General features: G+C 70.5%; 7 protein-coding genes and 1 pseudogene. 1 reads left to right on the top strand and 7 read right to left on the bottom strand.

The window, feature by feature from the left end; translation table 11 throughout:
* Positions 1 to 327 precede the first annotated feature (327 nt).
* Positions 328 to 2,727, top strand: coding sequence for a SufS family cysteine desulfurase (locus tag ACIQCJ_RS19165; RefSeq protein ID WP_402711990.1), 2,400 nt, complete (start codon positions 328 to 330; stop codon positions 2,725 to 2,727).
* Between the two features lie 356 nt (positions 2,728 to 3,083).
* Here the strand turns inward: ACIQCJ_RS19165 and ACIQCJ_RS19160 are convergent, their stop codons facing one another.
* The 7 genes and pseudogenes from ACIQCJ_RS19160 to ACIQCJ_RS19130 form a co-directional block, all read right to left on the bottom strand.
* Positions 3,084 to 3,914: a hypothetical protein gene (locus ACIQCJ_RS19160; RefSeq protein ID WP_402712137.1), complete on the bottom strand. Its 831-nt coding sequence runs from the start codon at positions 3,912 to 3,914 to the stop codon at positions 3,084 to 3,086.
* A gap of 792 nt (positions 3,915 to 4,706) precedes the next feature.
* Entirely contained in the window at positions 4,707 to 6,068 is a 1,362-nt protein-coding gene (locus ACIQCJ_RS19155; RefSeq protein ID WP_402711989.1) for a hypothetical protein, read from the bottom strand.
* Between the two features lie 170 nt (positions 6,069 to 6,238).
* Positions 6,239 to 6,988, bottom strand: a complete 750-nt coding sequence (locus tag ACIQCJ_RS19150; RefSeq protein ID WP_402711988.1) for a class I SAM-dependent methyltransferase — start codon at positions 6,986 to 6,988, stop codon at positions 6,239 to 6,241.
* Between the two features lie 113 nt (positions 6,989 to 7,101).
* A complete protein-coding gene (locus tag ACIQCJ_RS19145) occupies positions 7,102 to 7,299 on the bottom strand; it encodes an MbtH family protein (protein ID WP_355345479.1) in 198 nt (65 codons plus the stop codon).
* 13 nt (positions 7,300 to 7,312) lie between these two features.
* Positions 7,313 to 8,761: a thioester reductase domain-containing protein gene (locus ACIQCJ_RS19140; protein ID WP_402711987.1), complete on the bottom strand. Its 1,449-nt coding sequence runs from the start codon at positions 8,759 to 8,761 to the stop codon at positions 7,313 to 7,315.
* Between the two features lie 164 nt (positions 8,762 to 8,925).
* Positions 8,926 to 10,362: pseudogene (locus ACIQCJ_RS19135) on the bottom strand (amino acid adenylation domain-containing protein); the annotation flags it as partial.
* Positions 10,359 to 13,604, bottom strand: coding sequence for an amino acid adenylation domain-containing protein (locus ACIQCJ_RS19130; RefSeq protein ID WP_402711986.1), 3,246 nt, complete (start codon positions 13,602 to 13,604; stop codon positions 10,359 to 10,361). The gene ACIQCJ_RS19130 and the pseudogene ACIQCJ_RS19135, both read right to left, overlap by 4 nt.
* Positions 13,605 to 13,969: the final 365 nt, after the last annotated feature.

Raw genomic sequence — 13,969 nt, 5'->3', positions numbered from 1 at the left:
GGCGAGTTTGATGAATCGCCCTCGACCCGCAGCGGGTTGATGGTGATCACCGCGATGCCGTAGCAGCACGTCGCGTCAACTGAAGTTCTCCGCCGCCGCACCAGGCGCGTCCCGCGTGGCGTCAGCAATTGTAAACGTCCCGGCGCATTTAACACCTCCGTCACCGGCTTCTCTACACGTCCCCTGCGGAGAGTTGGTTAATGGGCGTGTTGCGACCGTCCTCGAACTCATCGAATGAACTGGAGGGTGCATATGAATGCAGATTCTGACTGTCCGTGCGGTGCGCACTCGGCCCTGCGGGACTCTGTGCCGGGTGCGAGCCAGCGGGTGTTTGACCTCGACGAGATCCGGGCGGACTTTCCCATCCTTTCGCGCCGGGTCGGAGGCGGTGTTCCGCTGGTGTATCTGGACAGCGCGGCCACCGCACAGAAGCCGGAGATGGTCCTGGCGGCCGAGGCCGACTTCTACCGTCTTCACAACGCCAATGTGCACCGAAGTTCCCACCAGGTGGCGCGTGAGGCGACGGATCTGCTGGAGCGGGGGCGGGCCAGGATCGCCGGCTTCATCGGCGCCCGGCCGCAGGACATGGTCTTGGTGAAGAATGCCTCCGAGGGGCTCAATCTCGTCGCATACGCGTTGGCGAACGCCTCCCGTGCGGAGCGTGAGTTGCGGTCCATGGCGCTGGGGCCGGGGGACCGCGTGGTCATCACCGAGATGGAACACCACTCGAACCTGATGCCCTGGCAGCAGTTGTGCCGCCAGACCGGTGCGGAGCTGGCGTGGCTGACGATCACTCAAGAAGGGCGACTGGATCTGGACAACCTCGACGAGGTGGTCAACGAGCGCACCAAGGTTGTGGCCTTCACTCACCAGTCGAACGTGTACGGCACGGTGAACCCCTTGTCGGTGCTGGTGAAGCGCGCCAAGGAGGTGGGGGCGCTGACGGTCCTGGACGCGTGTCAGTCGGTGCCGCACTTCCCCGTCGACGTCACCGAACTCGGGGTGGACTTCCTGGCGTTCTCCGGGCACAAGATGTGCGGCCCCACCGGGATCGGGGTGTTGTGGGGGAGAGGAGAACTCCTGCGGGCGCTTCCACCGTTCCTGACGGGCGGGGAGATGAATGACACCGTCGCCATGGGGCACTCCACCTACGCCGACCCGCCGCAGCGATTCGAGGCCGGCACTCCCATGATCGCCCAAGCCATCGGACTCGCCGCCGCCTGCGCCTACCTCGACACGCTGGGCCGCGACCGGATCGCCGAGCACTGCGCCCGACTGACCGCCCGCGCGCTCGAAGGGCTGGCGAACATCCCGGGCGCCCGGATCGTCGGCCCCGCTGACAGCCGTGATCGCGGGCCAGCGATCTCTTTTGCGGTCAAGGGACGCTTTCCCGACGAGATCGGAGAACACCTGGACGAGCGCGGGATCGCCATCCGCGTCGGTCACCTGTGTGCCCGTCCGGCGTGTGTGCGCTTCGGACTGCCCGCCACCACTCGAGCTTCCTTCTACGCCTACAACACCGAGGACGAGATCGACGTGTTCCTCGAGGCGGTCGCTGAACTCGCCGAACACACCGGGCATCAGGCGGGCGGTCCACCCACGCGGGAGAAGGCGGAGGCGCGTGCGGTCGCCTCTCCCGAGCCCGCGGCGGATTCGGCCCCGTCTGACCTGGTGACGGCCTTTTCCGACCGGGTGTTCACCGACGCGGCGACCGCGGTGGGAGGACTGGCTGTCTCACTCGGCGACCGCCTGGGTCTGTACCGGGCGATGGCCGGCGCGGGACCGCTGACACCGGCCCAACTCGCCGAACGGACCGGTACTCAGGAGATCTACGTACGCGAGTGGCTGCACACCCAGTACGGCGCCGGATACGTGGTATCACCGGGCACCGAAGCGGACGGTCAGCGCACCTACGAGCTCCCCGACGCCCATGCCCAGGTCCTCGCTCACCCCGACGCCCCAACAGCCGGCGTCGGCATCTTCACCGCACTGCAAACCCTCTACCGGGTCGAAGACCGGCTCGCCCAGTGCTTCCGCACCGGCGAGGGCGTGGACTGGAGTGAGTACCCGCCACAGATGTTCCGAGCCGTGGCGCGGTTCTTCCGGCCGGCCTACAACGCGAACATTGTCACTCGGTGGCTGCCCGCCCTCCAGGGAGTGCGCGAGCGCCTCGACAGCGGCGCCCAGGTCGCCGACATCGGCTGCGGGGTCGGCTACTCCACCATGCTGATGGCAGCGGCCTTCCCTCGATCTGCGTTCGACGGATACGACTACCACGCCGAGTCCATCGACCGGGCTGCGATCATCGCCGAAGAGCGCGACCTCGACGACCGCGTTCACTTCCACACCGTCGCCGCCGCCGACCTTGACGCCGACCGCCCGGCTTACGACCTGGTGACCTTCTTCAACTGCCTCCACGATATGGGTGACCCTCTCGCGGCCCTGAAAGGTGCACGCCGCATCCTCAAGCCGGCAGGCACGGTCATGCTCGTCGAGCCCAACGGAGAGGCGGATCCGACGATGAACACGCACCCCGTCAGCAAACTCTTCATGGCACTGTCCGTAGGGTTGTGCTTGCCCGCAGCGGTCGCCCAGCACGGCCCCCAGGCCCTGGGCAACCACGCGGGCGAACACGCGCTGCGTTCGCTGGCCCGAGAAGCCGGCTTCGCCCACTGGCGCCGTGCCGCCGAAACACCGCGCAGTGCCGTCTACGAAATCCGCGCCTGAACCCGGCGGGTAAGGACGATGCCCACCTGTACCCCCAGGGGGGGCACACCGCGCGGCGGTATCCGTTCGGTCGCCCCGTCTCTCGGCTCGGTACCACCGCGCCGCCCTGGCATCGGGCGTCGGTATCTGCCGGTAGCGCCCCCGTCGGGAGGGGCGGCCTGTCCAAGCCCTCCGCGGAACGACGCCGGGCCTGGGCCGGCGCGCCCACTGCGAAGGCCGGGGGAGGTCTGGATGGAGGGGCTCCGCCTTCTGTGCCTCCAGCATATGCCGTGGCCAGTCGCGGGCGATTTGCCTATATGTCAACTTCCGCAAGGCCCCTCCCGTCCAGGTGCTCAGTCTCCGCATACGGCGCGGTACTACAGGTGCGCTCCGATCTCGTCCATGCGTCCGTCTGCCGGCCGGAGGCCGGTAGTTTCAGTCGGGGAGGTCCTGGCCGACCGGAGGATGTGCTGGATGTCGTACTTCCGTGTCCGGTACTGCCGTTGGACGACGCTGAGCGGACCCAGCCCGGAAAGGGCGGTGAGGATCTGCCGGGTGAGGTGGGCGGAGTCGGGGCCACGTTCGACGAGCCCCACGGTCGGTGCCTGCGCCAGATCGTCGGGGTGCAGGTCGCCGAGACCGTCGATGTGCCGGTGCCGCTTGGGAGGCACGATGGCCCCGGCAGCGGGGAAGGGGCCGTGCCCGACGGTGATGAGCAGGTCGCTCGCGTCCGTGACCGAGGCGGACGCGGCACGGAAGTCCGATTCCGCGTAGCACCACTGGTCGGGATGCTGCCCGCGCAGCCTGGGGAAGCGGGTCCGCAAGACGCCGAGGATCTCTGCGGCCGGCTCGACCGGGGTGCACGGAGAGAGGACGAATGACAGCCGGTCGGGGTCCGTCGGCTGGAAGTGACGGGCGTGCTCCACGGTGGCGATGACGGTGACGGCGGTCCCACTTTCCCCTGCGGCACCGGGCACCTGGGGCACTCCGGACCGCCCGAGTACCACCACCGTCTCGCCCCGGGCGAGGAATTCGGCCGTCAGCATCTGGCTTGCGAGGCGGTGCGGGCATTGCCGGGACGCCCGCCCGCTCGGCAGGCTGCGGAGCGGGTGGGCGTTCTGAGCGGATCCGGCAGAAGCGGCCGGCCCGCGGAACAGCCCGGCGCACCGGTCGTCGGCGGAAACCAGAAGCACGCGCCGGGTCCTCATCGCCTGCGTCCACCGGTGCACCGCGTCCTCGGCCTCCTGCCAGTGCCCGGCAGACGCGACGGCGATGCCCACTGCCGTACCGTCGGGTTCGAGGTACGTAGTCCCGAAGACGGCTTCCGTGTCCCGCCGCGTCGGACCGTGAGAGTCGAGGGCTCCGAACGGCTCTTCCCGCACCTCGGCTCCCGCGCGTCCAAGCCACTCCGTCACCACGCCGGACGCCGGACACCGCACCTCGCCCCTGGTGGGATGGAGGAAAGTCGTGGCGATACGGAAGTCCGCAGTGGAGCGGTCTGCTGTGACATTGAAGCGCTCGGTCTTACGTGTCCTGTTCATGCCCAGCCCTGCCTTACGCGATCTGTCCTATGTCCCAGTCATAGGACTGGCTCAAATCAGCAGAGCACAGACAGGTCTGCGCATAAAGGAAAAGGCCCGCTTTCGAATATCTTTCCGGAGATTCCCAGCCACCTTTGACGGGCTGCGGTCAGCAGCGCACGGGGCCGTACTCCGCCGTGACCTGGGCTAGTTCGGAGGGGGACGTTTGCCCCGGCTTGCGCGGGCGGCGGTCAGAACGGCCGTGGTGGACGCCGGGCGCCCGCGTAGCCCGGCGGCGCGGGCGCTGACGCGGGAGATTCGACCGATTTCTGCCTCCGGCGCCGTCCTGCGGCCGGGTCGGCAGAGGGCTGGCCGGGCGGCGGCCCCGGCATGCGCGGCTTGAGAGCCGGCGCAGCCCAGTGCCGCACTGATAGTTCACCGACCCGACCCTTGTCGAGCCGTTCTCGACCGGTGCCTTCCTCAGCGCATGCCGGACGTCCCGCCGTCCCGGTCCGGGATCAGCGCGCTGTTCCGGCGCAGTAAGGCCGCGACTGCCGGAAGCGTACGGTAGGGGCGCAAGCGGGCGGCCAACTCGTTGCGGGCCCGGTCTATGCGCCGGGAGGTGAGGCCGGGGATGAGATCCAGGAAGCCGTGCCAGGTCTGGCATGCCGCTTCCACGTGGCCCTGGGCGAGTTGGCGCTCGGCCAGGCGCGCGAGCAGGATGGCCTGCGACCGGGCCTCGCCAGGTCGGCGTAGGCGTACGGACCGTTCCAGCGCGAGGAGCGTGTCCTTCTTCTGCCCCAGGTAATGCATCACCACAGCTTCCTGATGGGCGAAGGCGGCGGTGTCGAACGCTCCGACGTCGTGGGGCGCGTTCGATGTCCGGCCGAGGTTACTTTCGGCCCGGCCCAGCAGGCGCAATGCCTCCTTCTTGTTGCCGGACGCCGCCTCGGCCACGCCCAACTGTCCGATGAGGCTGGCCCGGACGTGGCGCGGGGCCTGCCGGGCGCCTCGCGCTACTGCCGCCTCGGCCAAGACGCGAGCGTTGGCGAAGTATCCGAGGGCGCGGGACTGGACGCTCAGCGCACGCAGGGCCAGCGCTGCGCCTGTTTGGTCGTCGGCGCCCTCGCACAGGCTGAGGCTCAGCCGGTAGAGGGACTGAGCGGTGCCCTGGCGCTCGTCGTCGAAGTTCATGAAACCGCACAGGTAGGTCAACCGGGCAGCGGTCGTGAGCAGTTCACGGCGGACACCGGGCGAGGCCGGGGCCGACAGCCAAGGCGCGACCGTGTGGGCCAGGAACCCCTGGAGCGCGGGCCTGGCGTGTCCGCCCCCGAAGGTGCGGTCCGCAACAGAGAACAAAGTGACCATCGAGCCGGCCCAGCGCAGTTCGGCGGCGGACGGGGCCAAACCCTCAACAGCCGCACCGTCCGGCCAGGCCATCGGGATCTCCTCGGTGCCGGGCAGGCTCGCTGCCCGATAAATGCGCGTGGCCCCGGCCGCGGTGGACGGCTTGTCGAGACTCGTCAGCAGGACACTCCTCCAGTGGACGCTGTTCTCCTGCTCAGCGGTCGACGCCGGGGCCTGTTTCTTTGCAAATCCTGCGTCGAGCGCCGTAACCCTGCGGCCCAGGCGGAGCGTCAGAACCTCTGCGACCAAGTCGCAGACCGGTAGACGGGGCGTGGTGCCCGCCAACCACTGGGATACCGACGCCCGCTGGTAAGACAGCGCCAGCCCGGATGATCGGCCGGCCCGGTTGACGGCTTGGGCGAGTTGCTCACCCGTCCACCCGGCCTCGGCCAGCAGCGCCCGTAACTGCGAATTCGGCACGTTCAGTTTTGCCATGACGGCTCCTCGGCGAACGGCGGGAACGCCCTGCGACCGCGGGTGGAGGGAACCCGTCGCTATGGCGCTCGCTCTGGCGAGCGTGCTCTCGCCCGAAGCAGGCTGTCAAACTCCTGGCGTCGTTGTCGGCCGAGGAGATCAGCAGCGTTCCCGGCTGGCCTCGCCGGTCGTCAACTCCTCCTCGTCAGCTGCTTGGCGGTGAGCAGCCCCGCGTGCGGGGCGTCCAGATAGGGGCGCCAGAACGTGTCGGGGCCAGCCGCGGCCGCGTCCGACAGCCGGTGCCTGTGCCACTGGGAGGGACCGAATCCGGTCTCGGCGAGAGCCTTTTCTAGGGTTGGTGCGCTCCAGTAGTGCGCGGTGACATGGGTGTCGTAGGAGCCGAAGAGGATGTGCAGGTCGACCTCGCCGCCGTCCTCGCGCCCGTGGAGGGGGTTCAGCCGGAAACCGTAGCGGGAGTAGTAGTCGGGGTCGGCGGGAACGTCTGGATGGATCGGGAGCGTCACTAACTCCCCTCCCGTGCGCAGCGCTCCGGCCGCGGTCCGGAACAGGTCCACCAGTTCCGGATAACTGCTCGCGTACGGCAGCACGTAGACGGCCAGCACCAGGTCGAACTTGCCGTGCAGTTCGGCGGGCAGCGGACCGGCGACGTAGCGGATACCGAGCCGCTCGGCCTCCTCGCGGCGCCGGGCGTAGCCGATCATCCCTGCCGACTCGTCCAGCCCGGTCACCGCGAACGCGCCGCGTCCGGCCAGCATGCGGCTGTACACCCCGCTGCCGCAGCCGAGGTCCAGGACCTTCCGCTCGGCGTTCACCGTGCCGACTGCCCCCAGGACTGTGGGGAACTCCAGGTGCTGGCGGAAGGGTAGGGCCGAGAAGTCCTCGTAGAGCTGGGCCAGGGCATCGAACTGACTCGACATCATGTCGTCACGTCTTTTCCTTGCTGGAGGACGGAGGAGGCGGCCGGGGTTCCGTGCCGCAGCGCGGAGCCCCCGGGGAGGGCGGCCCGCGGCTGACCCGGCCCTGCGCGCCGGGGTCAGCCGGCCGGGAGGTGGCCCATGTCGGTCCAGTGCGCGGCAATGTAGGCCGTGCACTCCTGGCGGCGCGCGGAGCGGACCACCGCGGACCAGCCGTCCGGGATCTCGGCGAAGGCCGGCCACAGGGAGTACCGGCCCTGTTCGTTGAGCAGCACGTGGAATGTGCCGTCCTGGTCGTCGAAGGGGCTGTCGGTCATCGCTGTCTCCTGATCAGTCGTCCTTAGGTGCGACGGGGGCGAGGAATCCGCTGCGGGTGAGCTCCCGGACGTATTTCGGGAGCAGTTCGTCGGTGGTGGGGCACGCCTGGCCGGTCAGCGCCCTGACGGTGTCCCAGGTCCGCGTGCAGGACAGCGCTGGCATCCGGTCCTCAAGGTAGAGTTCGAGGACGCTGGTGCCGGACTGCTCCAGGCGTTCGGTGAACAGCGGCAGGAACGGCGCTATCTGGGACTCGGCGTCCCGCGCGGCGTGCGCGGCCAGACGGTCCACCCATATCTTCCACGGGACGGTGTCGACGCCGTGGCCGGCTTGGTTGAGGTGCTCGATGAGGTCTTCCAGCAGGGCGTAGCGCGGGCTGTTGAGGTGGTAAGCAGAGCCGTTGGCCGGACGGTCCAGCGAGAGCCGGACGATAGCGCGGGCAACAGTGTCCACCGGGGTGAAGTCCATCGGCAGCCGGATGTCGGGGGCGGCTCCGACATCGGTGAAAGACTTAATGAGGCTGCACAGGAAGCCGTCGGTCTTCCACGCCCCCGTTCGGGAGTGGCCGGTGACGTCGTGCGGCCGGTAGATGGCGAAGGGCAACCCGAGGGCTCCGGCCTTTCGGATCAGCTCCTCGGCCACCCACTTGGTCTCGGGGTACCCCATGAAGAGGTGCTCGGGGTGGACAGGGATGCTGCCCTCGTGGACGCCCCGGACACCGGACAGGCCGGCGGCCGAGAAGACCGCCTGGGTGGAGACGTAGTGGATGGACCTCGTCCGGCCGACGGCGGCGAACCGGACGACCTCCCTCGTGCCGCCGACGTTCACCGGGGAGAGGGCGGAGTAAGGGTAGAGGAAGTTCACTTGTGCGCCGTTGTGGTAGATGAGGTCCGTCTCCTCGGCGAGCCACCGGTAGCGCTCCGGGGTGAGACCCAGGCGGTCGGCGGCCAGATCCCCGGCGACGGCGACGATCCGCGAGGCGTCCCGGTCCGCGACTTCCAGGCCGTTGCCCCGCAGGGCCGACCTGACCCGCAGCAGTGCCTGTGCGTCGTCCGCGGCCCGCACCAGGCAGTGCACCGTCAGATCCGTGTCCGCCAGGAGGGCGGCGATCAGGTGGGCGCCGAGGAAGCCGGTCGCCCCGGTCAGCAGTGCCTGGCGGGGGCCGCTCGCGCGGGACGCCAGCGTCGCGGCGAAGTCGAGAGCGGTGCCCGGGTCCGACTCGGCGGCGAAGTCGGGGAGGATGCGCCGCCGGGCCGGTACGGAGGGCGCGGCGCGGGCGGTGCGCACGGCCGCGGTCAGTGCGTCGGGGGTCGGGTTGGCCAGCAGCGCCTGGAGTACGGCGCGGCTGTCCTCGGGGCGCAGTCCGAACGCCTTGACCGTGCGGGCGACCAGCCGGGTGGCCTGGAGCGAAGTGCCGCCGTGCGCGAAGAAGTCGTCACGCGGTCCGGCTCGGCGGCCGCCCAAGGATCGCGCCCACAGAGCGAGCACCTGTTCGCCGGTGTCGTCCTGCGGCGCCGCAGCGGGCGAGGCCGCGGCAGGGGTGAGGGGCCTGGCGGCGAGAGCGGCCCGGTCGGTCTTCCCGCTGGTGGTGAGCGGAAGCCGGTCCAGCCGACCAGTACGTCGGGCACGAGGTGCGGGGGCAGCTCGGCGGCCAGGTATCCGCGGACAGACTCGGCGGAGGGGCCAGTGCCGTCGACGGTGAAGTAGCCGACGAGGCGCTTGTCGGCGGGTGAGTCCCCGTGGACGACGACGGCGGTCCGGCCCACCTGGGGATGGCGGGTCAGCGCGGCCTCCACCTCGCCCGGTTCGATGCGGCGCCCGCGAACTTTCACCTGATCGTCGTTGCGCCCGGCGAAGACCAGGTTGCCGTCCGCCGACCGGAAGCCGAGGTCGCCGGTGCGGTACATCCGCTCGCCGGGGAGCCCGAATGGGCAGGCGACGAAGCGGGCGGCCGTCAGCACCGGCCTGGCGACGTATCCGTCCCCGACGCCCTCCCCCGAGATGTACAGCTCGCCGACGGTTTCGTCCGGCACTTCGCGCAGACGCGCGTCGAGCACGGACACCCGGCTGCCTCCGAGCGGGCGGCCGATCGGCACCGGGTCCCGCACATCGCCCTGGAGCCGGAGCCGGTGGCTGGTGGCCGCTACGGTGGTCTCGGTGGGGCCATAGGCGTCCACGACGGTGAGATCGGGGCAGTGCGCCAGCACCTCGCGCACCGCGGCGGCCGGTACCGCCTCCCCGCCGGTCCACAGCTCCCGGACGCCTGCCAGGCAGCCCGGATCCTCTTGGGCAACCAGTTGCAGCAGGCTTGCGGTGAGCAGCAGCGAGGTGATGCGGTACTTCGCGATGCAGTGGGCCAGCCCGGCGATGTCCAGTGGTCCGTCCGGTGCCAGCACCGCCTGGTGGCCGCTGAGCAGCGGCGCCCACAGCTCGTACGTCGAGGCGTCGAACCCGTACGATGAGTGGACCAGCACCCGGCTGTGCGCGGCACTGCGCAAGCGGGGGTCCAGGACCAGCGCAGCGACGTTGGCCTGGGTGACCATCACCCCCTTGGGGGCGCCGCTGGAACCGGACGTGAACATCACATATGCCAGGTCACTCGCGGCCGGCGGGCGGGTGCGCTCGGCGTCGCCCAGGTCGTCGGGGGCGGCCGCAGCCAGTTCCCTCGCCGTCTGCGGGGCGTCCAAGAGCAGCACGTTTGCGGCGAGGCCGTCAGGCAGCCGGTCGAGCAGGCGGCTCTCGGTGAGGGTGAGCGCCGGGGCCGTGTCCGCCGCCATCTGCGCCAGTCGCGCTGGCGGATGGCCCGGATCGAGCGGCAGATAGGCCCCGCCAGCCTTCACCACTGCCAGGACGGCGACGATCTGGTCCGTCGAGCGCGGCAGCAGCAGGGCGGCGGTCGTACCGGGGCCGACGTGCCGGTCCACCAGAAGGCGGGCCAGTCGGTTTGCGCGGGCGTTCAACTGCCCGTACGTCAGCGCGCCGTGGGCGCCGCCGATCGCGGCCTCATTGTTGTGCGCGGCGGCCTGGCGTTCGAAGAGGTGTGACAACGGCGGGGTGGTGGTCATGGAGCGGGGTTCCTTTCCGTGCGGGCCGGGTGGGCGGTGGGCGTCGCGAAGGACGCGGCCAGGAGCCGGCTGAGCGATAGTCCCGGGTCACCCACGGCGGCGGTGAGGAAGCGCCTGAGCCGGCCGAGGACCGCGACGACCGTGCCCCTGTCGTACAGCCTCGGGTCGTACTCGGCGTCGCAGGTGAGGCCGAACAGTTCGCCGGCGGGGTCGCGCCGCTCCCAGAACTCCAGCAGCAGGTCGAACTTCACGGCACCGTTGTGGGGCACAATGACGTGGGCCGGACGGACGCCCAGATCGACGGTCGGCCAGGGGATGTTCTGGAGCACGACGACTGTCTGGAACAACGGGTTGCGGCCGAGACTCCGCGGCGGGTTGAGCCGTTCCACGACCCGTTCAAAGGGGACGTCCTGGTGCTCGAACGCAGCCAGCACCGTGCTCCGGACGCGGTCCAGGAGTCCGGCGAAGGAGGGGTCGCCGGATGTGTCGGTGCGTAATGTGAGGGAGTTGACGAAGAAGCCGATCGCCTCCTCCCACCGAGGGTCGCTCCGGCCGGCCGTCACCGTGCCCAGCGGGAGGTCTGTGGCTGCGGCCGACTCGGCCAGCACTGCGGCCACCCCGGCCTGGAGCACCATGAACAGCGTCGCCCCGTTGCCGCGTGCCAGCGCGACCAGCTCTCGGTGCAGGGCGGCGGGCCAGAAGGCGCCTACCGAGCCGCTGCCGCCGCCCATTCGCGCGCCCGGCGTCCTGGGGCGGTCGTACAGCCCCGGGAGTTCGGCGGGCAGATCCGCCAGCGTCTTCTCCCAGAAGGCGAGCTGGTCGGCGGCGGGCCCGGCGGGGTCGGCGCCGGCCCCGAAGGCCCGATCCTGCCAGACGGTGAAGTCGGCGTACTGCGCGGGTGCTTCGCGCGGTGCCTCGGCCCGCCCGGCAAGAACGGCCCGGTAGGCGGCCGCCAGATCCCTGGCCAGCGGCCCCACGGACCAACCGTCGCACGCGATGTGATGCACGACCAGCACCAGGACCGACCCGGCGAGGTCGGACCGGCCGCGCAACAGCCACGCCCGTAGAGGCGCTTGACGGGTGAGGTCGAACGGCTCGGCCACTGCCTCCCGCACCGCGACGTCGATCCCGTCCGGCTCGACGCGCTGCGTCCGTAGCGCCAACGGGCAGTCGCCGGGCGCCAGGACGTGCTGGACGGGCTCCCCGTCCAGCACCGGGAAGATAGTGCGCAGGCTCTCATGTCGCTCGACCAAGGCGCTCAGCGCCGCCCGCAGGCCGTCCGGGTCCACCGGGCCGTCCACCGGAATGAGCAGCGGCACGTGGTAGGCGGGGCCGGGGTCGAGCTGGTTGAGGTGCCAGAGCCGGGCCTGGCCGGGGGACAGCGGAAGCGGGTCAGGGCGCCGCTCCATGCGGCGCGGGCCCGCTTCCGGCGGCCTCGGTCCGCTTCGGGGATCCCCGCGGCGGGCCGCGCTGACCAGGTCGGCGACCGCGCCGAGCGAGCCGGCGTCAAAGACGGTGCGGATCGGGAGGCCGACGCCGAACTCGCGGCGCGGCAAGTAGGTGAACCGGGTGATCTGGAGAGAGTTGGCGCCCGCGTCGAGGAAGGCGGCGCCCTGCTCCACCGGGGGCAGCCCCAGCGCGCTCCACAACGCGGCGACCCGGTTCCGTGGCTCGTCGTCCCCGGCTGCGGCGTTCGTCGGCCCGTCCGGCAGCGGGCGGTCCGCGAGGAGGGCGCGGTCCACCTTGCCATGGGCGTTGAGGGGCAGCGCGTCCAACGGGATGACGGCGTCCGGCACCAGGTGGGGCGGCAGTGTACGGCGCAGGGAGGCCCTGATCCCGGCGCTCTCCAGGGCGCCGCGCGGACGTATGTACGCCACCAGCCGTTTGTCGTCGGGGCCTGTCTGATGGACGACCACGGCCGCCTGCGCCACCTCCGGCCTGCCCAGCAGGGCGGCCTCGACCTCGCCGGGCTCGATGCGGTGCCCGCGCACTTTGACTTGGGCGTCGGCGCGGCCTATGAAGTCCACGACGCTCTCCGGCAGCGAGCGTACGAGGTCGCCGGTGCGGTACATCCGCTCGCCCGGCGCGCCGAAGGGACAGGCCACGAAGCGCTCGGCCGTGGTCTCCGGTCGGCGCAGGTACCCGCGGGCGACTCCCGCCCCGGCGATGAAGAGCTCGCCGACCTCTCCGGCCGCCACCGGCCGTAACCGGGTGTCAAGTACGAAGAGCCGCTCCGTGTCGAGCGGGCCGCCGATCGGGATGGACGGACCGGCCGCGTCCGCTGTGGTAACTCGCTGCTGGGTGGCGAAGGTGGTGGTCTCGGTCGGGCCGTACACATGACGCAGCACGGTGTGCGGAGCGGCGCGAAGGAAAGCCCGCATGGCCTGCGGTGAACAGGTCTCGCCGCCCGTCAGTACCTCGTCCAGACCTGCGAGGGCCGCCGGGGCGAAGCCGGTGATGACGTTGAACAGCGCCGTCGTGAGGAAGACGGCCGAAGCGCCGCTCGCGGTGACGACGGCGCCCAGCCGGTCGGAGTCGAGGGCGTCCGCCATCATTATGGCCCGGCCGCCGTTCAGCAGCGGCACCCACAGTTCGTAAGTCGCGGCGTCGAAGGTTTGCGGGGAGTGCACGAGCACCGCGCGGTGCGCGGGAGTGCTGAAATGGCGGTCGGAGGCGAGCGCGAGGATGTTGGCGTGTGTGGTGATCACCCCCTTGGGGCGCCCGGTGGAGCCGGAGGTGTACATCACATATGCCGAGTCGTCACCGCTGCCGCTCATAGGCCCGCGCCCATCCTCCGTACAGCCCCGGCGCGTCCCGGTGAGGGAGCGCAGGAACGCCGGGTCGTCCAGGACGATCCATGCGGCCCGGCCGGCCGTCGTGTCGGTACCGAGGCGAGCGGCGATCCCCCGTCGGGTGACCAGCGCGGCGGGTTTCGCGTCGTTGAGCATCAGGGCGATCCGGTCCTCCGGATAGGCTGCGTCGAGCGGGAGGTACGCCGCTCCGGCCTTGAGGATCGCCAGCACGGTGACGGCGTAGTCGGCCGAGCGTGGGAGGGCGAAGGCGACGATGTCGCCGGCCCGGACGCCGTGCGCGGCAAGTAGCGCGGCGAGGCGGTCGGCGCGCGCGTCCAGTTGTGCGTAGGTTAGCTCGCCGTCGTCCCCGGCCACCGCGACAGCGTCCGGCGCCACCCGCGCCTGCCGCTCGAAAGCCGTCGGTACGGTGAGGGCCGGTTCAGCTGCCATGGTGGCATCGGCCGGTATCTGCGCACTCGTCACACTCACGTCCTTGGCGTTGTGTCCTGACAGATGGCTGCGGTCTCCTGGCCGGGATCCGTGCTGATCCGATGACGGCTGCCAGGGACGGAATCCGCAGGCTCGGCAGCTCCGCGGGCCCGTCAAGGAAAGTGACGATGCCGGCTCGGACCGTACCGGCGCGTCCCGGCCGGTACGTGCTGCGGACTCCTCCCAGCTTGGTGCGGCGACCTTGCCGAATACGGGGTCTGCCAGATCGGGACTGTTAAAAAGTCGGCGCTGTCAACAACAGACCGACCATGCGCGGGCGGTAGCGGTGGCCCGGACGAGAATGGCGAGGCGGTTCTTGACCGTCG

The sequence above is a fragment of the Streptomyces sp. NPDC093221 genome (genome assembly GCF_044753885.1).
In the GTDB taxonomy this organism is placed as follows: domain Bacteria; phylum Actinomycetota; class Actinomycetes; order Streptomycetales; family Streptomycetaceae; genus Actinacidiphila.
The sequence above is the reverse complement of the archived record's forward strand: the minus strand, read 5'-3'. Positions and strand labels throughout refer to the sequence as shown.

Coding starts and splice junctions, on each gene's coding strand:
- ACIQCJ_RS19145 (WP_355345479.1), bottom strand. CDS start 7,299: ATGACCGACAGCCCCTTCGACGACCAGGACGGCACATTCCACGTGCTG.
- ACIQCJ_RS19130 (WP_402711986.1), bottom strand. CDS start 13,604: ATGGCAGCTGAACCGGCCCTCACCGTACCGACGGCTTTCGAGCGGCAG.
- ACIQCJ_RS19160 (WP_402712137.1), bottom strand. CDS start 3,914: ATGAGGACCCGGCGCGTGCTTCTGGTTTCCGCCGACGACCGGTGCGCC.
- ACIQCJ_RS19155 (WP_402711989.1), bottom strand. CDS start 6,068: ATGGCAAAACTGAACGTGCCGAATTCGCAGTTACGGGCGCTGCTGGCC.
- ACIQCJ_RS19150 (WP_402711988.1), bottom strand. CDS start 6,988: ATGATGTCGAGTCAGTTCGATGCCCTGGCCCAGCTCTACGAGGACTTC.